The organism is Priestia megaterium, assembly GCF_009497655.1.
Lineage (GTDB): Bacteria > Bacillota > Bacilli > Bacillales > Bacillaceae_H > Priestia > Priestia zanthoxyli.
This window is the reverse complement of the sequence record NZ_CP023317.1, coordinates 4,233,584-4,255,622: the sequence shown is the minus strand read 5'-3', so window position 1 is coordinate 4,255,622 and position 22,039 is coordinate 4,233,584. Positions and strand designations below refer to the sequence as shown.

The following is a 22,039-nucleotide window of genomic DNA, read 5'->3' as shown; positions in this document are numbered from 1 at the left end:
GTGAAAGAATATGATTCTAAAAGGTAATAAAGGGTTTACCCTTATTGAAATGTTAATCGTTATGCTCGTTATTACCGTGCTTTTGCTCATTATGATTCCAAATGTATTAAAGCATAATACGGTTATTAACAACAAAGGCTGCTCAGCTCTTGTCAAAACCGTAGAGGCTGAGGTACAAGTATATGAGCTTGAAAACGGCGAAAAACCAAGTCTAGAAGAGCTTGAAGCAGGAGGCTACTTAAAAGAAGGCACCGTGTGTCCAAATGGTCAAGCTATTCAAATTGACGGTACCGGAAAGGTTACGGCTAGTGGTTCTTCTTAAGCAAAAAGGATTTACCCTCATTGAGATGCTGATGGTTTTATTTATTGTGCAAGTGATGATGTTTTCCATTATCGTAACCATTCGGCCGCTTGTGGAATATTACAAAATCACATTATTCTTGCGACAGCTGCAAAGCGACACGTTTTATGTGCAGCAGACAGCCATGAACCGAGAATCTCCAATTAAAATTAACTTCGCACCGAAGGGAACAGAATATATTGTTTCTGATTCTCGTGCCGTTCTTTATAAGCGCGCCTATGACTCCACCATTCATATCACGTTTGGAAGCGGCAATTCCACGATACAATACAACAAAAACGGCAATATTTCTCAAGCAAAGACCATTTTTATCAGCAGTCAAAAGTTTAAATACAAAGTTACTTTTCAAATAGGTAGAGGGCGTTTTTATGTGGACAAGATGTAAGGGTCAGCAGGGCTATACCTTGTTAGAAATGCTTGTTTCATTTAGCATGCTTTTACTCCTAACCGGTACAATTATTCCTTTGTATGTTCAGATGAAGGAAGCAGAAAAGAAGCAATATGTTTCGTATCAAGCTGATGCTATCTTGCACGAAGAGCTATTGAAATATAAATATGAAGCAGGATATAAACAGCGAGAAAAAATCATAAAAGAAAACGTTGTGTTTTATCTGAAGTGGAACGGAGAAAGTGCTCAAAAGCTTTGTGTAGAATGGACAGATTCCGCTGATAAAATGAAAAAGAAGTGTGATGTGATGTTGAAGTGAAAAGTGAAAAAGGCTTTACGCTTGTAGAGATGTTAGTCAGTTTTACTCTTTTTTTGATCATTGTTTCATTTTTCCCCATTATCATTCCGCTAGCTAAGCAAACGTATAATCCGGACTTTAGTATGAATGAAATGGAGTGGGGAATTTTTGTGAATCAACTTGCTATGGAATATCGAGAAGCAAAAGAAGTGGGAATTCATGCGACTACGCTTACGTTGAAAATGGAAAATAATCAGATCATCACTTATGAACGCTATGAAGATAAGATAAGAAGACGAGTGGATGAAAGCGGTCATGAAGTGGTGCTGCAGCACATTAAGAATATTATGTATGAACAGCAAAAAGAAAGGCTGCTGATTCGTTCAACAGACGGTGTTAACAAAGTTAGAGAAGAAACCATTACGACGTTTTTGATGCTTGCTTATGAAACATAATGAGCAAGGGTTTATTCTCCCGGTTGTGTTGGCATTCTGTGCGCTTTTTCTTCTGTTAGTAGCTCAGCAAACCACTTATTTTGTGACGAAAAGTTCATTTTATCAAGAAGTAGAGCAGAAAAATCGTCTGCAGCATCTTCTAGAAAACGCGGTGGTACATGTGAAAAAAGAAATAAAAGAACAGAATAAATCTCCATCTGCACCCTTAGTATTAGAAACGGGTACGGTTTCATACGAAGTAGTAAGTGAAGATGAACAGATGATTATTCTAAAAATAAAGTGTCAAACACTGCAAGGAAGAGCATTGACAGAAACCGCATATATTCAAAAAAAGGATCAGCACATTGTGAAGTGGACGGATTAAGTCTCTTTCTCTCCGGATATAATAGTGCTGAGGAGATGATTATATGAAAACGAATGATTATGTAAAATATATGACTCAGCAATTTGTACAATATATGGATCAGCCAAAAGAAGAGAGGAAAACGAAAAAGATTCAAAAAAAAGAAGAGCGAGCACCTTTTGCAAACAGATGGTTTGGAATGATTCCGCTGTCGTTTATGCTGTGGTACAGAAAGAAAAAAGAAAGATGAGCATATCATATGCTCATCTTTTTTTAACCGGCTTGTGTTTTATTAAATTGACGAGACATCGTTTCAGGCGATATGTAAAATAAGCCACCGTTTATAAACTTGAATAAAATAGTCGGTTCGTACAGCTCTTGAAGCGCTGTTTTTTCGGTCATATATATTTCTGGCAGCTCCTCCGCCGTTTCGTAAAAATGATCAAGAAGCGCTAAGTCTTCATACCATCTTTCCTGCGCTTTTTCAGCCCATTCAGTTGGCTGAGTTTTAACATAGTCAGTCACATATGATGTGAGTCGTGAGATGGCACTTTTCGGTTTAATAAAAGGTGAAAGAGTAAAGCAATAGTCTGAGATTTTAGATGACAAATTTTGATTAATGATTAATTCATGAAATGATTCAACGATTTGTCCATTGATTAAATTAATACCAAGCGACAAAAGCTCATCTTTTTTGCGATCGCATTTGTACGAGACTTTAATATTTAACGCAAGCCAAGGATGTAAAGGCTGATTTGTTTGCTGAGCTGATGCAACTTGTTCATACAAGTGAATAAACCCGCCTAGTTTTTGAGTAGAAGCGAAAATTTGGTGCAGCCTAGGTGAGCCAAAATGAATTCGTTCGCCTTGAACGGAATCGTCTTCAAATGCTGGGTCTGTAATGAAAGTGAGCGAAGCAGGAATTGCTTCTCCTCCCGTCTTTTCAATATAGTGCCAATAAAATGGACGATTCATCAATTCTTTGTCGAGTTCAATCGTTAATTGAACCGTCAGATAAGACGGTGTTTCTGTAACAATAGAACAATTATTAGCTAGAAAGTAACGCTTTAAAAATTGATGAATATCAGTTTGCTGCATGCTGATCCTCCTCGCTGTCTTCGTATTGAATAATAGACGTCAAGTTCTCCATTTTGATTTTTATTTCTCCTTCACTCCGTGAATGAAATAAAATATCTTGAATATGCTCTTCGATATTTTTTAAATCAAGCTTTGTTAAAATATCATCTAGCTCTCCAACAACTCGTTCAAACAGGTTTATTTTTTCGTATAACAATTTTAAAATATGTTCTTCGACCGTATGTTGAATGGCTAAATTGTAAATGTGAACATCATGTTTTTGACCTAAACGATGGACCCTTCCAATTCGCTGTTCTAGACGCATTGGATTCCACGGCAGATCATAGTTAATAATATGATGACAAAACTGAAGGTTGATTCCTTCGCCGCCCGCTTCAGTGGCAATAAATACTTGCGCGTGGCTTTCAAAAAGCTGCTTCATCCAGTCTTTTTTACCTCGCTTAAATCCTCCTCTAAACGGTACAGAGGTAATTCCATGCTGTTTTAAATACCACTGTAAGTACAGTTGAGTTGCTCTGTACTCAGTGAAAATAATAACTTTGTCATCAATTTTTTGAACGAGCTCCAGAACTTTTTCTGCTTTTGCATTTTGCGGTACTTGTTGAAGTAGTTGCATTAACGGAGTAATCATATGTTCCGTTAATGCGCTGTTTTGATCTTCCTGACGTTCCAGCATGTTTTTTAATGTCATATACACCGCTTCACGGCTGCTGCAGGCCTCTCGCTGCAGGGTTAAAATTGAAAAAGCACTTGAAGGGTGCAGTCCGTTTCCTTTAAAAGACGTAATCGCATCGTATAGCTCGCGTTCTTTCGGTGAAAATTCAACAGGAATGGTTTGAACAATTCGCTTCGTCCATTCGATACCCGTATCATGGCGGCGATTTCGAATCATAACTTTGTTAACAAGCTCTTTTAAGTGCTCATCGTTTTGCAAAGAGCGTTTTTTAGCAGAAAATAATTCTTCAAAATAGTCTTTATTGCCGAGATGGCCAGGCTTTAAAAGAGAGACTAAGTTGAAAATTTCTTCAATTCGATTTTGAATCGGTGTTGCGGTTAGCAACAGACAAAATTTCTTTTTCAGGCTTTGAACAAATTCATAGTTTTTTGTTTTGTTGTTTTTAAGTTTATGAGCTTCATCAATGATGATGAGGTCGTAGTCTTGTTCTAGCACAATTTCTCGATGAGGAGAACGTTTTGCTGTATCAATTGAAGACACAACGATGTCACACTGATCCCACACATATGATTTTCTTTGAGGGACCGCGGGAATATAAAATTTTTGATTCAATTCCATAGCCCACTGTGAAACAAGCGAAGCTGGAACTAAAATGAGAACTTTTTTAACAAGCCCGCGAATCATATATTCCTTCAAAATTAACCCTGCTTCAATCGTTTTCCCTAGTCCTACTTCATCTGCTAAAATGGCTTTCCCATTCATTGTTTCGACTACTTGTTTGGCTACTTCGAGCTGATGAGGAAGCGGCGTTAAATCGGCTAGATGTTTTGGGCTTTGTAGTCCTTCAAATTCTGAGATAAGCGTTTGGTCTTCTATTTCATAGGCAAGTTTATACAAATCCCATGCAGACCAAGGGCCGTCTTGCTCCAATTTAGTTGAGAAGGCTGCTTCCCATGTTTCATCGATGTTTAATTTCACTTTCATGATAAAAATGCTCCTTTGTAAAAAATTTTTATTGAACAAATGATAAGAATCAGGTAGGATAAAAATATATTTAGAAAATTTGAAAAAGAAAATAGATTAGCACTTTACAAATGATTGTGTGAATAAAGATAAATACATCTTTCAGTAGTATGCCCAACTTTACCAACTTTATAGAAGCGAATGACGACACGGGGAGAGACTACTTGAATGTAGCGCCGAAGGAGCAAGCAATAAAATTGTGAATCTCTCAGGCAAAAAGACTCTTGTTTGACGCAGCTCTGGAGAGTGTCTATGCGTTTATAGACCACCCACGAGGCAAACCTATTCGTTTATAGGTAAACTTTCAGGTGAAAAGGACAGAGACTTCCTACTAAATACAGTAGGGGGTTTTCTGTCCTTTTTTGTTTGGATACATAGTGATTCCCACACTATTTGAAAACTCCCCGTTATGAAAAGTTTCACGTGAAAAAGAGGAGGACATAAATATGACAACAGAATTACACAAAACGCCGCTTTATGATACCTATCAAAAATATGGTGCCAAAACAATTGATTTTGGAGGATGGGCTCTTCCCGTTCAATTTTCTTCTATTAAAGAAGAGCATGAAGCTGTACGTACAAAGGCAGGTCTTTTTGATGTCTCTCATATGGGAGAAATTCTTGTGACAGGAGCTGATAGCTTAGCTTTTCTTCAGCATACGATGACAAATGACGTTTCTACCCTTGTAGATGGAAAAGCGCAGTATACGGCTATGTGTTATGAAGACGGAGGCACGGTAGATGATTTGCTGATTTACAAAAAAGCAGATCAAGAGTATTTGCTGGTAGTAAACGCTGCTAATATTCAAAAAGACTATGAGTGGCTTGTGTCTCACAAGCAAGGAGATGTAACGCTCGTTAATCAATCTGATGAAACTGCGCAGCTAGCATTACAAGGTCCTTTAGCAGAAAAAGTTTTACAAACGTTAACGAATGAAAATTTAGCTTCATTAAAGCCATTTACATTTGCTGATGATGTAGAAGTAGCGAATGTAAATGCTCTTGTTTCACGTACTGGATATACCGGAGAAGATGGTTTTGAAATTTATTGTTCTTCAGCTGACGCCTCTCACTTGTGGACGGCTATTTTAGAAGCAGGAAGTGAGGACGGGGTGTTGCCTTGCGGACTAGGCGCTCGTGATACGCTTCGTTTTGAAGCTACTTTGGCTTTATATGGCCAAGAGCTTTCAAAAGATATTACGCCCATTGAAGCTCGAATTGGATTTGCAGTAAAGACGAACAAAGACAGCTTTATTGGAAAAGAAGTTTTAAAAGAACAGCGTGAAAGCGGGGCACCTCGTAAGCTGGTAGGAATTGAAATGATTGATAAAGGTATACCAAGACACGGTTACGAAGTATTTGCAGATGAAGAACAAATTGGATTTGTGACAACAGGTACACAGTCACCGACATTAAAGAAAAACATCGGTTTAGCGCTATTATCAGCAGAGTATACAGAGCTTGGTCAAGAAGTGGAAGTGCAGGTTCGGAAAAAACGCTTAAAAGCAAAAGTGGTTTCAACACCTTTTTATAAACGTTCAAAGTAAGCTTTGGGGAGGAATTTAACATGTTACATCGCTATTTACCAATGACAGAACAAGATCAGCAGCAAATGTTAGCAGCAATTGGTGTTTCATCTGTTGGTGATTTATTTTCAGATATTCCGCAGCGCGTTCGTTTTCAAGGAGAATACAATATTAAAAAAGCGGCTTCAGAGCCTCAGCTGTTAAAAGAATTAAATAATATGGCTGCTAAAAATGCTCATTTAAAAGACTATGCTTCTTTTTTAGGAGCAGGAGTTTACGATCATTACATGCCGGTTATTGTTGATCATGTTATTTCTCGTTCGGAATTTTATACGGCCTATACTCCGTATCAACCGGAAATTTCTCAAGGAGAACTTCAGGCCATCTTTGAATTTCAAACAATGATTTGTGAGTTAACGGGGATGGACGTGGCCAATTCTTCTATGTATGACGGAGGAACTGCTTTAGCAGAAGCCGCTATGCTCAGTGCGGGTCAAACGAAAAAGAAAAAAGTACTTGTCTCTGCGGCCGTTCACCCTGAGTCAAAAGATGTGTTAAAAACGTATGCGAAGGGTCAATACATTGAAGTGGTAGAAATCCCTGCAGCAGACGGCGTAACAGATATGATTGCATTAGAAAAAGAGATGGGAAGTGACGTGGCAGCTGTTATTGTCCAGTATCCAAATTTCTACGGACAAATCGAGCCGTTAAAAGAAATTGAAGAAATTACTCATCAAGAAAAATGTATGTTTGTGGTTTCAAGCAATCCTTTATCATTAGGTTTACTTACGCCTCCTGGAGAATTTGGAGCTGATATTGTCATTGGAGATGCACAGCCATTTGGTATTCCAAGTCAATTTGGAGGCCCGCACTGCGGATACTTTGCAACTACGTCTAAGCTTATGCGAAAAATTCCAGGACGATTAGTAGGGCAAACGGTGGATGAAAACGGTAAGCGAGGGTTTGTTTTAACCCTTCAAGCGCGTGAGCAGCATATACGCCGCGATAAAGCGACGTCTAACATTTGTTCAAATCAAGCGTTAAATGCTTTAGCAGCATCAGTTGCCATGACAGCTTTAGGCAAGCAAGGTGTAAAAGAAATGGCGCTGCAAAACTTATCAAAAACGCATTATGCATATGAAGCGTTAAAGGCAAAAGGGGTAAATGTAGCATTTGAAGGACCGTTTTTTAACGAACTAGTCGTGAAGCTTCCTGTTTCGGTAACAGAAGCAAACAATCATTTATTAGCATCAAAAATAATTGGCGGTTATGATCTTAGCCGTGATAACCAAGCGCTTGAAAATCACATGCTGCTTGCTTTTACAGAACTCCGTACAAAAGAGGAAATTGACCAACTTGTAAATGAATTGGGGGATCTTCATGCTTAATCAAAATCAATCACTTATTTTTGAAAGCAGTAAAGAAGGGCGAATCGGCTATTCATTGCCGGAGTTAGATGTTCCGCAAGTAAATGCTGAAGAGCTGCTTGGAAAAGCGTATGTCCGTACCGAAGCTCCTGAGCTTCCTGAAGTATCAGAACTCGATATTATGCGTCATTACACCGCGCTTTCAAAACGAAATCATGGAGTGGACTCAGGGTTTTATCCGCTTGGTTCATGTACGATGAAATATAATCCAAAAGTGAATGAACAAGCAGCACGCATTGCTGGGTTAGCGCATATTCATCCGCTTCAAGATGAGCAAACGGTTCAAGGTGCTCTCGAACTTTTATATGATTTACAAGAGCATTTAACAGAAATTACGGGAATGGATGAAGTAACACTTCAGCCAGCAGCGGGTGCTCATGGCGAGTGGACCGGGCTTATGATGATTCGTGCCTATCATGAAGCAAATGGTGAGACGCAGCGAACAAAAGTCATTGTTCCAGACTCAGCTCACGGAACGAACCCTGCTTCGGCAACAGTTGCAGGATTTGAAACGGTAACGGTAAAATCAAATGAACATGGTTTAGTGGACTTAGAGGATTTACGCCGCGTAGTGGGAGAAGATACAGCCGCTTTAATGTTAACAAACCCAAATACGCTAGGGTTATTTGAAGAAGATATTTTAGAAATGGCTGAAATTGTTCACGCAGCAGGTGGAAAACTTTATTATGATGGTGCAAATTTAAACGCAGTATTAAGCAAAGCTCGTCCTGGAGATATGGGATTTGACGTTGTTCATTTAAATCTTCATAAAACCTTTACAGGTCCTCATGGAGGCGGCGGTCCTGGTTCTGGTCCGGTAGGGGTAAAAGCAGATTTAATTCCGTATCTGCCTAAACCAGTGCTTGTGAAAACAGAACAAGGCTATCACTTTGACTATAACCGTCCTCAGTCAATTGGACGCGTAAAGCCGTTTTACGGCAACTTCGGTATCAACGTTCGCGCTTATACGTATATTCGTTCAATGGGTCCAGACGGCTTAAAAGCCGTAACGGAAAACGCTGTGCTAAATGCCAACTATATGATGCGTCGTTTAGCAGAACACTATGAGCTGCCGTTTGACCGTCACTGTAAGCACGAATTTGTTTTATCAGGAAAACGTCAGAAAAAGCTTGGTGTGCGCACATTGGATATCGCGAAACGACTGCTTGATTTTGGCTATCATCCGCCGACTATCTACTTCCCTCTTATCGTAGAAGAGTGCATGATGATCGAACCAACGGAAACGGAGTCGAAAGAAACGCTAGATGCGTTTATCGATGCGATGATTCAAATTGCAAAAGAAGCAGAAGAGACGCCTGAACTCGTACAGGAAGCTCCGCATACAACGGTTGTGAAGCGCCTTGACGAAACGCTGGCAGCGAGAAAACCAGTTCTTCGCTATCAGAAAGAACAGGCTGTTCAAAACGTCTAACAAAAAACCTCGCCCAAAGGCGAGGTTTTTCTATATACATACCATTATTTTTTCTTTTTTACTTTACCGTTCCACATTTTGAAGCCGCCTTTTAAATCATAGATTTCTTGAACACCGTGGCGACGAAGCATTTGTGCTGCACGTCCTGTGCGCATTCCGCTTTGACAATAGATGTACACAGGCTGATCCGCACGAAATTCTTTAATGCGCATACGGAACTGTGAAAGAGGAATATTTCGTGCGCCTAAAATATGTCCGTTTTCGAATTCATTCGGTTCGCGAATATCAACTAGCTGCGCCTTGCGGTAGCCGCTGCGGAATTCTTCTTCAGTTAACGTTTTCATAATGCGACGTTGGATAAAGAACATAACGACAGAGTATATGATGATTACTCCAAGTAAAATGAGTACTGCTGTAATTGCTGACATGCTGATTCTTCCTTTCTTCGACAAAATCCATACTCTTATTATATAAGTGAATGAAATTAGAAGTAAAGCGATTTTGCCTTGAATCTAGCGTATTTCTTCCCCGAAATGAAAAAACTACCACATTTGAATTCGTAGTTTTATGTTGCTCTTTGCTTTTCCTTAGCTCAATCTTTTGGTAGACTAAAAAACGGATTTATTTTTTATATTACATATAGCTGAGGATGAGGTAGATGAAAGCAAAGTGGAGATTTATTGATTCCAACAACCGTTCGCCTTATTACAATATGGCGTTAGATGAAGCGTTATTAGAATGGCATAGTAAAGGAGAAATTCCACCTACGATTCGTTTTTACGGATGGAACCCTCCAACGCTGTCGATCGGTTATTTTCAAAAAGCTGAAAAAGAAATTAACTTTGATAAAGTAAAAGAATTAGGATTAGGCTTTGTGAGACGTCCAACGGGCGGCAGGGGCGTGCTTCATGATGAAGAGCTTACTTACAGCGTCATTGTATCTGAAGAGTATCCTAATATGCCTAAGACAGTTACAGAGGCATATCGCGTCATCTCTGAAGGTTTACTGGAAGGATTTCGTTCGTTAGGGCTCGAGGCTTATTTTGCTATTCCTCGTTCAGAAGAAGAAAAAAATAGCTTAAAAAACCCTCGTTCGTCCGTGTGCTTTGATGCTCCTTCTTGGTATGAACTTGTTGTAGAGGGCCGCAAAATTGCTGGAAGTGCCCAAACTAGACAAAAAGGAGTTATTCTACAGCACGGCTCTATTCTGTTAGAGATTGATGAAGATAAATTATTCAGCGTGTTTAATTATCCAAATGACCGCGTGAAAGAAAGAATGCAGCGCGCATTTCGTTCTAAAGCGGTAGCCATCAATGCAATTGCGGGCCGCAAAATTTCTATCGAAGAAGCAAAAGAAGCGTTTTATAAAGGATTTGCTTCTGCTCTTGATATCGATTTAGAACCGTATACACTGTCTGAAGAAGAGGAAGCATATGTAGAAGAACTAGCGCGCACAAAGTACGGATCGGATGAATGGAACTTTAAGCGCTAAACGAATGCGGATGGTAAATAGATAAAAGTGCAACTTCTTATAAGTTGCACTTTTTATTGGAATTTTTAGAAACAATGCTTGGCTAATAGAATACATAGGGAAGAAAAGTCAAACACTTTTTTTACGAAAAAAAAAATATTTCACTTGACACCCTTCTATATGTAGATGTTTGGAGAAGTGTCAAATACTATATATTGAATTCGTCCAAGCCGTGTGGTAAGTTATTGATAGTTGATTGAAAAACTCTATTTCCTTTAAAAGGAAATAGAGTTAATAAATTTATAGATGTTCGATAGGTAAGGAGTTGTGAGAATGACTGTTTTGTTAAATCAAAAAGTGAATATGAATGTTGAAAAGCTCAATTCAGATATTGAACGCTTTCCGCAAGTACATCCGATTACACCGGATATGAAGTTAACTCATAAAGGTGTTTCAAGATTGGTAATGTTAGACCGCTATGCGTTTAAAGATACGGAAAAATTAACGTTATCAGAAGGAGATTTTGTTGTTCTAACTGTAAAGGAAGACCCAAAATTTCCAGCACGAGGACTTGGCTATGTGGAAAGCATTAATTTTGAGCAAAAAACCGCTGTTGTCAAGGTAGAAGATGAGTTTAGAGGAGCTTTATCACCTGAAGAAGCAGAAAATGGGTTAATTACTCGTTCTTTAGATGTCATTGAAAAACCTCTAGAGGTCTTCTATGAGCAAATTGCAAAACGTAATGCAACAGGATTAGCTTCTGTGGAAAAAACAGAAGAAAAGCGCAAAGAGTGGTTTGAAAAGTTCTATCAAGAGCTTGTTCAGCTAAACTTTGTACCCGCTGGCCGCGTTCTTTACGGTGCAGGTGCTGACACGGACGTAACGTACTTTAACTGTTACGTAATGCCTTATGTAAAAGATTCACGTGAAGGTATTTCAGAACACCGCAAACAAGTAATGGAAATCATGAGCCGCGGAGGCGGTGTTGGAACGAATGGTTCAACTCTTCGCCCGCGCAACACGCTGGCTCGCGGTGTAAACGGCAAATCATCTGGTTCGGTTTCATGGTTAGATGATATTGCTAAACTGACGCATCTTGTTGAGCAAGGTGGGTCGCGTCGTGGGGCTCAAATGATCATGCTTGCCGACTGGCATCCTGACATTGTAGAGTTTATTATTTCTAAAATGCAAAACCCTCGCATTTTACGTTTCTTAATTGAAAACACAAATGACGAAATGATTAAAAAGCACGCGCAAGATAAATTGAAGTTCACGCCGCTAACAGAGTCTGAAGAAGCAATGTACCAAGGAATCATTAACTATAAACAAATTCCTGGTCTTGGTGGATTTAATGAAAAAATCATTAAAGATGCAGAAGAAAAGCTGCAAACTGGCGGAACGTACAGCGTTCATAACTCAGAGTTTTTAACAGGAGCAAACATTTCTGTATGCTTAACAAAAGATTTTATGGATGCTGTTGAAAACGACGGTGAATACGAACTTCGCTTCCCAGACGTAGAAAGCTATTCAAAAGAAGAAATGGCTAACTACAATGAAAACTGGCACGAAGTAGGCGACGTGCGCGAGTGGGCAAAACAAGGAAACAAAGTTCGTACGTACCGTACTATCCGTGCAAAAGAGCTATGGAACTTAATTAATATTTGTGCAACGTACTCAGCTGAACCAGGCATTTTCTTCTTCGACAATGCCAATGACATGACAAATGCTCAAGCATATGGTCAGCACGTTGTTGCAACGAATCCATGTGGTGAATAGTTTGCCTCATGTAAAACATTGCGGAATAAAGCAGGAACCCTGAGATGGGAATCTGAACCGAAGGCTAAACGTAAAGGTTTAGTCAGGGGCAACGCATAGAAGCTGATCCTGTATAACAGACTATAATGCTTCCACGAGGCCGCAACGTTACAATTTTAAAGCTTTGAAAAAGTACTTGAGAGAAATGGCTGAATAATTGTAACGAAAACGTATGCTGAACTTACGTAAATATGAAGCGTAAGAGGTAGAGGATAAAAAGCCTTTACGATAACAAATTTGGAACAACCACTTGCACCATTCTCTGTTTGTAACTTAGCTGCTGTTAACTTAGCGCAAATGGCAGATAAAGAAACAAAAACAGTTAACTTTGAAAAGCTACGTCAAACGGTTGAAACGGGCGTTAGAATGCAAGATAACGTTATTGATGCAACTCCTTATTTCTTAGAAGAAAACCAAAAGCAAGCGCTTGGCGAACGCCGCGTTGGTCTTGGTGTAATGGGTCTTCACGATCTTCTTATTTATTGTGAAACAGAATACGGCTCTGACAAAGGCAATGAGTTAGTAGATAAAGTGTTTGAAACAATTGCCACGACGGCTTACCGCGCGTCTGTAGAGCTTGGAAAAGAAAAAGGAAGCTTCCCGTTCTTAGTGGGCGAAACAGATGCTGAAACGGCTTCTTTACGTGAAGCATTCACAAATACAGGCTTCATGAAAAAAATGCCTGAAGATATTCGTGAAAACATTAAAGAGCACGGTATTCGAAACTCTCATTTATTAACAGTAGCGCCAACAGGCAGTACTGGAACGATGGTTGGAGTATCAACGGGTCTTGAACCTTATTTCTCATTCTCATACTTCCGAAGCGGTCGTTTAGGTAAGTTTATTGAAGTGAAAGCTGATATCGTTCAAGAGTATTTAGATCAGCATCCAGAAGCAGATCCAAACAATCTTCCTGAATGGTTCATTTCAGCTATGGAACTTGCACCACAAGCTCACGCGGACGTGCAATGTGTGATTCAGCGCTGGATTGATAGCTCAATTAGTAAAACAGTAAACGCTCCTCGTGGTTACACGGTAGAGCAAGTTCAAAAAGTGTACGAGCGTCTGTATAAAGGCGGAGCAAAAGGCGGTACGGTGTACGTAGACGGAAGCCGTGATGCACAAGTCTTAACGCTAAAAGCAGAAGAAAATACGTTTGATGAAGAAATTGAAGCGCCAAAAGAAGAAACAAAACCACACGTTGTGTTAGTTGATACAATTAATGAAATTCGTTCAACTGATGTAACAATCGGTTCTGAAGTAGGTAATACGTGTCCGGTTTGCCGTCAAGGAACGGTAGAGGAAATGGGCGGATGCAACACATGTACAAACTGTGGTGCACAGCTGAAATGCGGCCTTTAATTTTTAATCATGATTGACTAGTAAAAGCTGACTCAAGTGAGTCGGCTTTTATTATGTATGAAAATGGGGCATAAATAAGAAGCGGGAGAGAACGGTTCTTGTATTTGAATAAGCATTGTAGTATGATTTTAATTGAATGTCTTTTATCCAGTTTTATCTTATGACATCGCTTTATTTACACGTTTTTTTCACATAGATTATCAAACATGAACACGATATCACTATAAGAAACAGACATTTATGACTTATTATTAGCAATACATAATATTAATTGGGGGAGATTTCATGCCTACACCGAGTATGGAAGATTATATTGAACAAATATATATGCTAATTGAAGATAAAGGATACGCTCGAGTGTCTGATATTGCTGATGCATTGGCGGTTCACCCCTCATCTGTAACAAAGATGGTTCAAAAACTAGACAAAGATGAGTACTTAATTTATGAAAAATATCGAGGCCTTGTTTTAACAGCTAAGGGACAGAAGATTGGAAAACGTCTTGTTTATCGCCACGAGCTCTTAGAGCAGCTATTGCGAATCATTGGCGTGGATGAGAAGAATATTTATGATGACGTAGAAGGAATTGAACATCATTTAAGCTGGAATTCCATTGATCGAATTGGGGACTTGGTTCAATACTTTGAAGAAAATCATAACCGTATTCAAGATCTTCGCAATGTACAGAAACGAAATGAAGAAGAGCAAAAATTATAAGGAAAAAGCAGCGGCCAATAGCGTCACTGCTTTTTTTCTTTTTATCATAACTTGTTGCTGAGTCGACTACAAATGTAGAGTAGGTAGTTTGGAGGAGAGGCTGTGTACGTCGACGGAGTATTTTCAGGTGGCGGTATTAAAGGGCTTGCACTGATTGGTGCGTTACAAGCTCTAGAAGAAAAAGGCTTTATTTTTCGCCGGTTAGCGGGAACGAGTGCGGGTTCCATTATTTGTGCATTTGTAGCAGCTGGTTATACAAGTGAAGAAATCGTTGAAATGATGAATGAAATTGAGTTATCTTCTTTCCTAGATCAAAGAATGTCCTTTTTACCATCGAGCTTGACAAAATGGCTGTTTTTATATTGGAAAATGGGATTATATAAAGGAGAAAGGCTTGAAAAGTGGATTGCTGAGAAGTTGCGGAGCAGAGGAATTCGTACATTTGCTGATTTGCCTGATCAGTCGCTGCGTATTATTGCGTCAGATTTGACCAACAGTACGATGCTTGTTCTTCCAGATGATTTGCCTAAATATCACATTGATCCGAATCGTTTTTCTGTAGCAAGAGCCGTTCGGATGAGCTGCAGCATTCCATATTTTTTTGAGCCGGTTAAATTAAAATCTACTCCAAGCAGTTTAATAGTCGACGGGGGAGTGTTAAGCAACTTTCCAATTTTTTTATTTGATGATGATAAAAGTTTGAAGAAACGACCGGTAATTGGTGTGAAGCTGAGTCCGAAGGACGAAGAGAGAGAACGGAATAAAATTAAAAATGCCGTTGGTTTATTCAGTGCGCTTTTTGAGACGATGAAAGATGCGCACGATGCAAGACATATTTCAAAACGTCACGAAAAAAATATTATCTTTTTACCTGTTAATCAAGTTTTTGCGACAGAATTTACCCTCACAGAAGAACGGAAGGAAGAGCTGATTGCGTTTGGCAAAAAGCGTACAAGGGCATTTTTGAAAAAATGGTGCTATTAAAAAAACAAGGAGGCTTTTCTCCTTGTTTTTTTAAAAGAATGCTCTATTTTTCTTTTTTCCTTTTTTACCTTCGATGACGGTCAAGTGTGAGTTGTTTTTCTTTTTCTTTAGCGGTTTCGTTGATTTGGATACCGGGCGCTTATTTGAGCTTCGGTACGTATGCATATCAACTTTGTTGCTTCCTCGCTCTTTTTCTTTTTGACGCAGTTTCGATTGCTTTACTGCGCGCACATAGCCTCTATCTTGACCTTTTGTCTGAGAAGGGCGGAGAATAAACCGATAAACTAAGTAAAACAAAATGATAAACAGAAAAATATAACCTGCTTGACGTAATAAAACAGCTGGATCTGTAATCAACGTAAATGCAAAGCCAATGACTCCTAACCCGATTAGACCATATACAAGTGGTTTCACGAATGGACGTCTCATTTTGTTCACCTCCTAAAATAGTAAAAAAAGAAAGCAAAACGGTGTGGATTAGACAACTTGTTCGTCAGTGGTAGAAGAAAGTTCATTTTCAACGCGTAAAAGTTCTTTAAATGAAGCAATCGCAACTTCAACTTGATCATCTTTTGGTTCTTTGGTTGTTAAAAGCTGAAGCCATAAACCGGGATAACCTAAAAAGCGAAGAAGAGGGACATGACGAACTTTATTGGTTAACTGTAACACTTCAAATGATAAACCAAGGACAACTGGAATTAATGCAAGGCGATCCACAATTCGTAACCAAAGAGGATCCGTTGGAACTAGTAGGTAGACAAACATTCCTACAACTACGGTAAAGAGGATAAAGCTACTTCCGCAGCGATAATGAAGTCGAGATTGTGCTTGAACGGCTTCTACCGTAAGTTCAGCATTGTTTTCATATGCATTAATGACCTTGTGTTCTGCTCCATGATATTGAAACACCCGTTTAATAAGTGGCGTTTGTGAAATCACATAAATATAGCCAAGGAGCAATAATAGTTTAAATACTCCTTCAATAAAAACTTGAGCTACACTTGAAGTGAAAACAGGACGTGTCAATTGTGCTAAAAACACAGGAATCAATGTAAATAGTACTTTCCCGAAAAGAAAGGATATTACACCAATAGTTGCAACGCCAAATATTAAAGATAGTTTTGATTCTTTTTTCTCTTTTTGTTGTTCTGCTGCTACTTGAGCATCATCTTCTGGATTCACGTCATAGCGTTCAGAGGAAAAGTTCAAGTGCTGCGTACCGTTTGCACTGGCTTCAACAATAGCAGCAATTCCTCGTAAAAAAGGAATTTTTTTTAAAGCAGTGAGTACGGAATTTGATTTTCTTTTTGAATGAAAATAATCAATAGATTGATCTTTGCGGCGAATAGCCGTCACCATCATACGTTTGCCACCGAACATGACACCTTCTATAACGGCTTGACCACCATACGCAGGTTTTTGTAATTTAGACATTTCAGGCACCAACCTAACTTAACTAGACTAGACTTCTTAGTATTTTATATTCTACAGCAAAATCAAATAAACCTCTAGGCGGATGCATGTTATCTAGTTTAGCCAATATTTTTCATCTCCACACCCTTCATATGAATTTTTTTCCTTTCATTTATAAAATTTGTTTATGAAACTCTGTGCGAAGTAGTTTTAAAATGTCTCTGCGATATCAGGCGCCCTTCTTGCGTATAGGAAGAGTAATAAACGTAAAAACTTAGAAATGAGTCGGTAGGAAATGAGAAAAAAGTTCATACTACATCAAGAGGTGATTAATATGTCAGAACCTAAAGAACAGCATGAAAAAAAACAGGATAACCAACCTACGCATAAACAGGAAATATCTTTTTTATTTAAAGCCATCTTTATTTCCTTTTTTGGAGGGGTTTTCTGGAGCTTTATTGGCTATTTAAATTATCTGTTTAGCTTTAGTGTTATCAATCCAAATATGCTTTTAGATCCATGGGCATTAGGTGATTGGAAGGATAAAGGAATAGGTGTTATCGTCAGTATTTTTCTCATAGGGGTATTATCTATTGTTGTCGGGTTGTTATACTACGTCCTATTAAAGAAGTTTAAAACAATTTGGATAGGTTTTGCTTACGGCTTATTATGGTGGGCAATCGTATTCGTTGTTTTGAATCCGCTCTTTCCTAACTTGAAAACAATTGGAGAGCTTCCAGCTAACACAATTATTTCATCCCTCTGTATTTATATTTTATATGGTGTATTCATCGGATATTCCATTTCTTTTGAAGCGGCAGAGCTTCAAACAAAAGATGAATCTACAGATTTTCAAACGGCGAATAAGTAGTGTGAATGTTCCAACGTATGCTAATATATTCTATATAATGATTTAAAAAGAAAAATAAAGTGTAAATTCACACAAGTGAGCTGCATAAAGGGTTCGTAGTAGGGGAGAGTGTTGAAATAAGATGAATAAGATTTTAGTAATAAACGGTCCTAATTTAAACCGTTTAGGCGTACGCGAACCAGCGGTATATGGGACAGATAATCTTCAAAATCTTGAAGAGAAGCTTCAGCGAGCAGGCAGAGACCATGGGGTAGAAGTTGAGTGCGTACAGTCTAATCACGAAGGTGTAATTATCGACTGGATTCACGAAGCGGATGAGAAGTTTGATGGGATTATGATCAATCCTGGTGCTTTTACTCACTACAGTTATGCCATTCGAGATGCGATTGCCAGTATATCTGTTCCTGTTATTGAAGTGCATATTTCGAACGTACATAAGCGTGAAGAGTTTCGCCACCATTCGGTGACGGCACCTGTTACGCATGGTCAAATTGTCGGGTTAGGTTTATACGGATACGAGCTTGCTCTGCAGGCACTTTTACAATTAAGGGGGAAATAAAATGAAAATCGAAAAACTACGCGAACAGTTTTCAAAGTTGAATGTAGACGGTGTTGTCGTTACAAGTGAATATAACAGACGCTATATGACCAATTTTACAGGATCTGCTGGTGTCGTTATCATTTCTGAAGACAAAGCGGCATTTGTAACAGATTTTCGTTATGTTGAACAAGCAACTAGTCAAACAGAAGGTTTTGATATCGTTCAGCACAAGGGTCCTATTGTAGAAGAAGTAGCGAATGTAGTGAAACAATTTGGAATTAAAAAGCTTGGTTTTGAACAGAATTATGTTACATATGGACAGCATCAATTATTTGATAAGCATATCGGAGCGGAACTTGTTCCAATCTCGCACGCAATCGAAAACTTACGCTTGATAAAGAGTGACTCAGAGATTAAGATATTAAAGGAAGCTGCAAAAATAGCAGATGCAGCATATGAACATATTTTAACCTTTGTTCGTCCTGGTTTAACAGAGCTTCAAGTATCGAATGAACTGGAGTTCTTTATGAGAAAACAAGGCGCAACATCTTCATCTTTTGATACAATTGTTGCTTCAGGGCATCGCGGGGCTTTACCGCATGGTGTTGCTTCTGACAAAGTAATTGAAAAAGGCGAACTTGTAACGCTTGATTTTGGCGCATACTATAATGGTTACTGTTCAGATATCACACGAACATTTGCCGTCGGTGAAGTAAGTGATAAGCTAAAAGAAATTTATAATGTCGTACTGCAAGCAGAGCTTAACGGAATGAACGGTATCAAAGCAGGTATGACGGGTAAAGAAGCAGATGCGCTAACGCGTGATTATATTACAGAACACGGATACGGCCAGTATTTTGGACATTCGACCGGTCACGGCGTAGGGTTAGAAGTACACGAAGGCCCATCGCTTTCTGTGAAATCTACAGATGTACTGCAGCCAGGTATGATTGTAACCGTTGAACCAGGTATTTACATACCAGACTTAGGGGGCGTTCGTATTGAAGATGATACGGTCGTCACAGCAGAAGGTAATGAGGCATTATCGCACTCATCAAAAGAGTTCATTATTTTATAAAATGTAGGAGGATTTCTTCATGATTTCAGTAAATGATTTTCGTACAGGTTTGACAGTAGAAGTAGACGGGGGTATTTGGCGTGTAATGGATTTCCAACACGTAAAGCCTGGTAAAGGCGCTGCATTCGTTCGCTCAAAACTACGTAACCTTCGTACAGGAGCTGTGCAAGAAAAAACGTTCCGTGCAGGTGAAAAGGTAGGAAAAGCTCAAATTGATAATCGTAAAATGCAATATCTATACGCAAGCGGCGATCAGCACGTATTCATGGACAACCAGTCTTATGAGCAATTAGAGCTTCCGGCAAGTACAATTGAATATGAACTAAAATTCTTAAAAGAAAATATGGAAGTAGCAATTATGATGTACCAAGGTGAGACATTAGGTGTTGAACTTCCAAACACAGTTGAGCTTAAAGTAACAGAAACTGAACCTGGTATTAAAGGTGACACAGCTTCTGGCGGTACAAAACCGGCAACTGTTGAAACTGGTTTAACAGTAAACGTTCCTTTCTTCGTAAATGAAGGCGACGTATTAATTATTAACACAACAGACAGCAGCTACGTATCACGCGCGTAATTCGGTCGTGTAAGCAAGCTGCAAACACACGAAAAAGGCAGAGAATGATTCTCTGCCTTTTTTGTGTGTTTTTTTGTGCTAACCCTTCCTTATTTTGCATAGGTTGTACTAAACAACGCAGAGATATAGGAGGGGCTTATGAAGCAGTGGTTGGATCATTTAAACGGTACGGTATTAACGATGGCGTGCCTTCGATTTATTTCTTCATTTATTGAGTTTATTGCCGCTATTTTAATTGTCACAAACAATGATGTGAAAAAAGCGTTAATGATTAATGGAATGCTAGCGCTTGTTGGTCCGATTGTAATGGTGAGTTCTTTCACCATTGGTTTAGTGTCCGTAGCAGATCAATTATCTTTTGGAAAATTAATCATGATTGTAATAGGAGTGCTCTTCATTTTAATCGGTGTTTTTAAATAAAAGGTAGGCATAAAATGGTCAAGCTCATAATACATTGAAGTGAGTTCAAATATGAGGGGATGAATATGTTAAACGAAATACTTGCAATTTTTCCGCCTAATTTAAAAAAGACTGTTGAATTTTATGTCACAAACCATTCTCATGTGCTAGAAGAAATTCGAGTGCGCATAGGAAGACCTGTCGAATTTACAATCAACAATCAGCCTTATTTCGAATCGTATCTTCCAAGTGCAGAAGATGCTTTATTTATCTTAAATAAACTAAGCCAGTTTTCGATTTATATGATTGAAGAAGAATTAAAAAAAGGATATGTCACCATTGAAGGCGGACACCGGGTTGGACTAGCGGGAAAAGTTGTAACGGAAAATGGACAGGTTCGTGTGATTCGTGATGTATCATCCTTTAATATCCGGATTGCTAAACAAAAGATTGGCATTTCGAATCAGCTTATTCCTTTTTTATACAATCGCTATTGGCAAAGTACGGTCATTATAGGACCTCCTCAAACAGGAAAAACAACCATGATTCGTGATTTAGCCAGAGTAATAAGCACTGGCATAGAGCGCTCTAAGATTCCTCCGTTTAAAGTAGGGATTGTAGATGAACGATCAGAAATTGCTGGGGCTGTTAAAGGGGTTCCTCAGCATACATTCGGATCTAGAATGGATTTATTAGATAGCTGTCCGAAAGCTGAAGGCATGATGATGATGATTCGCTCCATGAGTCCCGATGTACTGATCGTGGATGAAGTTGGAAGTGAAGAAGATTGTAAGGCCGTACTTGAAGCCGTTAATGCTGGTGTTCGTGTCATTATGACTGTTCATGGGTATGACATTGACGATTTAATGAAGCGTCCCACTTTGCAAGCTTTAATGAAACTTCACGTATTTAAAAAGTATGTTGTGCTATCGAACAGCCGAGGTCCTGGAACACTTCAGGCTATCTATGATGAGCATTATAACTCCATGAAATTGACCGCTGAAAAGTCGCTTATTGAAAATAGTAAAGGGTGATGGTGTATGAAACTGTTTGGTGCCATCTTTATCTTATTTGCTTCCACTTACACAGGATTTGAGTTTGCAAAGCAGCTTAGCGAAAGACCTAGGCAGCTCAGGCAATTAAAAACGGCTCTTCGGTCGTTAGAAGCGGAAATTATGTATAGCAACCGGCCTCTTCAAGAAGTTGCTCATTTGTTATCTCTACAGCTTCCTAACCCTTTAGCTTCTTTATTTAGTGAGTTTTCAATGAAATTAAAAGAAGGTACTGAAAGTGTCAAGGAAGCTTGGGAAAAGACGTTGGACCAATTTTGGAAACAAACCGCACTTAAAACAGGAGAACTGGAAATCTTAAAACAATTTGGTGAAACGCTTGGTCAGCATGATCGTTATTCGCAGCAAAAGCATATTTTGCTGACGCTGAACCATCTCGAACGCGAAGAACAAGATGCAGTTGATAAGCAGAATCGCTATGAAAAAATGGTTAAAAGTTTAGGCTTTCTATCTGGATTGCTACTGGTCATCCTATTGATGTAGCGATGGAGGAGGATTGAATGTGGGAATTGATATGAACACCATTTTTCAGATTGCTGGGATTGGTATCGTCGTAGCTTTTTTAGTCACCGTACTCGAACAGATGGGAAAAAAAGATTACGCGAATTGGGTTACCCTCATCGGTTTTATTTATATTTTATTTATGGTTGCTTCGATTGTGGAGGACTTATTTCAAAAAATCAAATCGGTTTTTTTATTTCAAGGGTAGAGGGG

The 22,039-nt window shown here is 38.9% G+C and carries 25 protein-coding genes, 2 pseudogenes and 1 riboswitch; of the genes and pseudogenes, 22 read left to right on the top strand and 5 right to left on the bottom strand.

Annotated elements, in window-relative coordinates:
- Positions 1-10: 10 nt before the first annotated feature.
- The 6 genes from comGC to CEQ83_RS21750 are packed head-to-tail and all read left to right on the top strand — an operon-like array spanning position 11 to position 2,095.
- On the top strand, positions 11-322 hold the full coding sequence (comGC, locus tag CEQ83_RS21775) for a competence type IV pilus major pilin ComGC (protein WP_016765560.1): 312 nt from the start codon (positions 11-13) through the stop codon (positions 320-322).
- Positions 309-746 (top strand): competence type IV pilus minor pilin ComGD, encoded by a 438-nt coding sequence (gene comGD / locus CEQ83_RS21770; RefSeq protein ID WP_016765559.1) that lies wholly within the window; start codon positions 309-311, stop codon positions 744-746. The genes comGC and comGD overlap by 14 nt, the downstream gene beginning before the upstream one ends.
- Positions 730-1,068, top strand: coding sequence for a type II secretion system protein (locus CEQ83_RS21765; protein WP_098112946.1), 339 nt, complete (start codon positions 730-732; stop codon positions 1,066-1,068). The genes comGD and CEQ83_RS21765 overlap by 17 nt, the downstream gene beginning before the upstream one ends.
- A complete protein-coding gene (comGF, locus tag CEQ83_RS21760; RefSeq protein WP_098112945.1) occupies positions 1,065-1,502 on the top strand; it encodes a competence type IV pilus minor pilin ComGF in 438 nt (145 codons plus the stop codon). Before CEQ83_RS21765 ends, comGF begins: the two co-directional genes overlap by 4 nt.
- Positions 1,492-1,866: a competence type IV pilus minor pilin ComGG gene (gene comGG, locus CEQ83_RS21755; RefSeq protein ID WP_098112944.1), complete on the top strand. Its 375-nt coding sequence runs from the start codon at positions 1,492-1,494 to the stop codon at positions 1,864-1,866. Before comGF ends, comGG begins: the two co-directional genes overlap by 11 nt.
- Positions 1,867-1,909: 43 nt before the next feature.
- Entirely contained in the window at positions 1,910-2,095 is a 186-nt protein-coding gene (locus CEQ83_RS21750) for a YqzE family protein (RefSeq protein WP_013059170.1), read from the top strand.
- Between the two features lie 23 nt (positions 2,096-2,118).
- Here CEQ83_RS21750 and CEQ83_RS21745 read toward each other — a convergent pair whose 3' ends face one another.
- Positions 2,119-2,943 (bottom strand): YqhG family protein, encoded by an 825-nt coding sequence (locus tag CEQ83_RS21745; RefSeq protein WP_098112943.1) that lies wholly within the window; start codon positions 2,941-2,943, stop codon positions 2,119-2,121.
- Positions 2,930-4,603, bottom strand: a complete 1,674-nt coding sequence (locus tag CEQ83_RS21740; protein ID WP_033579702.1) for a DEAD/DEAH box helicase — start codon at positions 4,601-4,603, stop codon at positions 2,930-2,932. Before CEQ83_RS21740 ends, CEQ83_RS21745 begins: the two co-directional genes overlap by 14 nt.
- Positions 4,604-4,783: 180 nt before the next feature.
- Positions 4,784-4,876, top strand: a riboswitch (glycine riboswitch).
- Between the two features lie 212 nt (positions 4,877-5,088).
- On the opposite strand from CEQ83_RS21740, the gene gcvT reads away from it, so the two are divergent.
- From gcvT to gcvPB, 3 genes are read left to right on the top strand one after another with little or no spacing between them, the layout of a single operon-like run.
- On the top strand, positions 5,089-6,189 hold the full coding sequence (gene gcvT, locus CEQ83_RS21735; RefSeq protein WP_098112942.1) for a glycine cleavage system aminomethyltransferase GcvT: 1,101 nt from the start codon (positions 5,089-5,091) through the stop codon (positions 6,187-6,189).
- A gap of 20 nt (positions 6,190-6,209) precedes the next feature.
- Positions 6,210-7,556 (top strand): aminomethyl-transferring glycine dehydrogenase subunit GcvPA, encoded by a 1,347-nt coding sequence (gcvPA, locus tag CEQ83_RS21730; RefSeq protein ID WP_028411606.1) that lies wholly within the window; start codon positions 6,210-6,212, stop codon positions 7,554-7,556.
- Complete coding sequence (gene gcvPB, locus CEQ83_RS21725) at positions 7,549-9,027, top strand: aminomethyl-transferring glycine dehydrogenase subunit GcvPB (protein WP_028411605.1); 1,479 nt, start codon at positions 7,549-7,551, stop codon at positions 9,025-9,027. The genes gcvPA and gcvPB overlap by 8 nt, the downstream gene beginning before the upstream one ends.
- 44 nt (positions 9,028-9,071) lie before the next feature.
- Here gcvPB and CEQ83_RS21720 read toward each other — a convergent pair whose 3' ends face one another.
- Entirely contained in the window at positions 9,072-9,455 is a 384-nt protein-coding gene (locus tag CEQ83_RS21720; RefSeq protein WP_034327235.1) for a rhodanese-like domain-containing protein, read from the bottom strand.
- A 230-nt stretch (positions 9,456-9,685) separates the two neighbouring features.
- Here CEQ83_RS21720 and CEQ83_RS21715 point away from each other — a divergent pair, with 230 nt between their 5' ends.
- From CEQ83_RS21715 to CEQ83_RS21695, 5 genes and pseudogenes are all read left to right on the top strand, one after another.
- On the top strand, positions 9,686-10,519 hold the full coding sequence (locus tag CEQ83_RS21715; protein WP_013085005.1) for a lipoate--protein ligase family protein: 834 nt from the start codon (positions 9,686-9,688) through the stop codon (positions 10,517-10,519).
- A 312-nt stretch (positions 10,520-10,831) separates the two neighbouring features.
- Positions 10,832-12,271, top strand: a pseudogene (locus CEQ83_RS21710) (vitamin B12-dependent ribonucleotide reductase); the annotation flags it as partial.
- 282 nt (positions 12,272-12,553) lie between these two features.
- Positions 12,554-13,675: pseudogene (locus CEQ83_RS21705) on the top strand (hypothetical protein); the annotation flags it as partial.
- A 285-nt stretch (positions 13,676-13,960) separates the two neighbouring features.
- Positions 13,961-14,392, top strand: coding sequence for a transcriptional regulator MntR (gene mntR, locus CEQ83_RS21700; protein WP_013085004.1), 432 nt, complete (start codon positions 13,961-13,963; stop codon positions 14,390-14,392).
- A gap of 102 nt (positions 14,393-14,494) precedes the next feature.
- Positions 14,495-15,376, top strand: a complete 882-nt coding sequence (locus CEQ83_RS21695) for a patatin-like phospholipase family protein (RefSeq protein WP_028411603.1) — start codon at positions 14,495-14,497, stop codon at positions 15,374-15,376.
- A gap of 30 nt (positions 15,377-15,406) precedes the next feature.
- Here CEQ83_RS21695 and CEQ83_RS21690 read toward each other — a convergent pair whose 3' ends face one another.
- A complete protein-coding gene (locus tag CEQ83_RS21690) occupies positions 15,407-15,805 on the bottom strand; it encodes an SA1362 family protein (RefSeq protein ID WP_013059160.1) in 399 nt (132 codons plus the stop codon).
- Between the two features lie 48 nt (positions 15,806-15,853).
- Positions 15,854-16,810 carry a DUF1385 domain-containing protein gene (locus CEQ83_RS21685; protein WP_014458240.1) on the bottom strand — a complete coding sequence of 319 codons (957 nt, stop codon included), beginning with the start codon at positions 16,808-16,810 and terminating at the stop codon, positions 15,854-15,856.
- A 313-nt stretch (positions 16,811-17,123) separates the two neighbouring features.
- Here CEQ83_RS21685 and CEQ83_RS21680 point away from each other — a divergent pair, with 313 nt between their 5' ends.
- The 8 genes from CEQ83_RS21680 (at position 17,124) to spoIIIAC (ending at position 22,034) form a co-directional block, all read left to right on the top strand.
- Positions 17,124-17,660 carry a YqhR family membrane protein gene (locus tag CEQ83_RS21680; RefSeq protein ID WP_028411601.1) on the top strand — a complete coding sequence of 179 codons (537 nt, stop codon included), beginning with the start codon at positions 17,124-17,126 and terminating at the stop codon, positions 17,658-17,660.
- Between the two features lie 121 nt (positions 17,661-17,781).
- Entirely contained in the window at positions 17,782-18,219 is a 438-nt protein-coding gene (gene aroQ / locus CEQ83_RS21675) for a type II 3-dehydroquinate dehydratase (RefSeq protein ID WP_013059157.1), read from the top strand.
- A 1-nt stretch (position 18,220) separates the two neighbouring features.
- Positions 18,221-19,279, top strand: coding sequence for a M24 family metallopeptidase (locus CEQ83_RS21670; protein ID WP_033579709.1), 1,059 nt, complete (start codon positions 18,221-18,223; stop codon positions 19,277-19,279).
- A gap of 19 nt (positions 19,280-19,298) precedes the next feature.
- Positions 19,299-19,856: an elongation factor P gene (gene efp / locus CEQ83_RS21665; RefSeq protein ID WP_098112940.1), complete on the top strand. Its 558-nt coding sequence runs from the start codon at positions 19,299-19,301 to the stop codon at positions 19,854-19,856.
- A 138-nt stretch (positions 19,857-19,994) separates the two neighbouring features.
- Positions 19,995-20,276, top strand: coding sequence for a YqhV family protein (locus CEQ83_RS21660; protein ID WP_028411599.1), 282 nt, complete (start codon positions 19,995-19,997; stop codon positions 20,274-20,276).
- Positions 20,277-20,341: 65 nt separating this feature from the next.
- Positions 20,342-21,289: a stage III sporulation protein AA gene (gene spoIIIAA / locus CEQ83_RS21655; protein WP_028411598.1), complete on the top strand. Its 948-nt coding sequence runs from the start codon at positions 20,342-20,344 to the stop codon at positions 21,287-21,289.
- 6 nt (positions 21,290-21,295) lie between these two features.
- Positions 21,296-21,808 (top strand): stage III sporulation protein SpoIIIAB, encoded by a 513-nt coding sequence (spoIIIAB, locus tag CEQ83_RS21650; RefSeq protein WP_028411597.1) that lies wholly within the window; start codon positions 21,296-21,298, stop codon positions 21,806-21,808.
- Between the two features lie 19 nt (positions 21,809-21,827).
- The gene (gene spoIIIAC, locus CEQ83_RS21645) at positions 21,828-22,034 is read left to right on the top strand and encodes a stage III sporulation protein AC (protein WP_013059151.1); all 207 of its coding nucleotides are present in this window, start codon (positions 21,828-21,830) and stop codon (positions 22,032-22,034) included.
- The last annotated feature ends 5 nt before the right edge of the window (positions 22,035-22,039 follow it).

Coding starts and splice junctions, on each gene's coding strand:
- gcvPA (WP_028411606.1), top strand. CDS start 6,210: ATGTTACATCGCTATTTACCAATGACAGAACAAGATCAGCAGCAAATG.
- CEQ83_RS21765 (WP_098112946.1), top strand. CDS start 730: ATGTGGACAAGATGTAAGGGTCAGCAGGGCTATACCTTGTTAGAAATG.
- CEQ83_RS21750 (WP_013059170.1), top strand. CDS start 1,910: ATGAAAACGAATGATTATGTAAAATATATGACTCAGCAATTTGTACAA.
- comGG (WP_098112944.1), top strand. CDS start 1,492: ATGAAACATAATGAGCAAGGGTTTATTCTCCCGGTTGTGTTGGCATTC.
- comGC (WP_016765560.1), top strand. CDS start 11: ATGATTCTAAAAGGTAATAAAGGGTTTACCCTTATTGAAATGTTAATC.
- CEQ83_RS21660 (WP_028411599.1), top strand. CDS start 19,995: ATGAAGCAGTGGTTGGATCATTTAAACGGTACGGTATTAACGATGGCG.
- mntR (WP_013085004.1), top strand. CDS start 13,961: ATGCCTACACCGAGTATGGAAGATTATATTGAACAAATATATATGCTA.
- CEQ83_RS21720 (WP_034327235.1), bottom strand. CDS start 9,455: ATGTCAGCAATTACAGCAGTACTCATTTTACTTGGAGTAATCATCATA.
- CEQ83_RS21745 (WP_098112943.1), bottom strand. CDS start 2,943: ATGCAGCAAACTGATATTCATCAATTTTTAAAGCGTTACTTTCTAGCT.
- CEQ83_RS21680 (WP_028411601.1), top strand. CDS start 17,124: ATGTCAGAACCTAAAGAACAGCATGAAAAAAAACAGGATAACCAACCT.
- CEQ83_RS21685 (WP_014458240.1), bottom strand. CDS start 16,810: ATGTCTAAATTACAAAAACCTGCGTATGGTGGTCAAGCCGTTATAGAA.
- spoIIIAA (WP_028411598.1), top strand. CDS start 20,342: ATGTTAAACGAAATACTTGCAATTTTTCCGCCTAATTTAAAAAAGACT.
- CEQ83_RS21740 (WP_033579702.1), bottom strand. CDS start 4,603: ATGAAAGTGAAATTAAACATCGATGAAACATGGGAAGCAGCCTTCTCA.
- gcvPB (WP_028411605.1), top strand. CDS start 7,549: ATGCTTAATCAAAATCAATCACTTATTTTTGAAAGCAGTAAAGAAGGG.
- spoIIIAB (WP_028411597.1), top strand. CDS start 21,296: ATGAAACTGTTTGGTGCCATCTTTATCTTATTTGCTTCCACTTACACA.
- efp (WP_098112940.1), top strand. CDS start 19,299: ATGATTTCAGTAAATGATTTTCGTACAGGTTTGACAGTAGAAGTAGAC.
- aroQ (WP_013059157.1), top strand. CDS start 17,782: ATGAATAAGATTTTAGTAATAAACGGTCCTAATTTAAACCGTTTAGGC.
- gcvT (WP_098112942.1), top strand. CDS start 5,089: ATGACAACAGAATTACACAAAACGCCGCTTTATGATACCTATCAAAAA.
- CEQ83_RS21670 (WP_033579709.1), top strand. CDS start 18,221: ATGAAAATCGAAAAACTACGCGAACAGTTTTCAAAGTTGAATGTAGAC.
- CEQ83_RS21715 (WP_013085005.1), top strand. CDS start 9,686: ATGAAAGCAAAGTGGAGATTTATTGATTCCAACAACCGTTCGCCTTAT.
- CEQ83_RS21690 (WP_013059160.1), bottom strand. CDS start 15,805: ATGAGACGTCCATTCGTGAAACCACTTGTATATGGTCTAATCGGGTTA.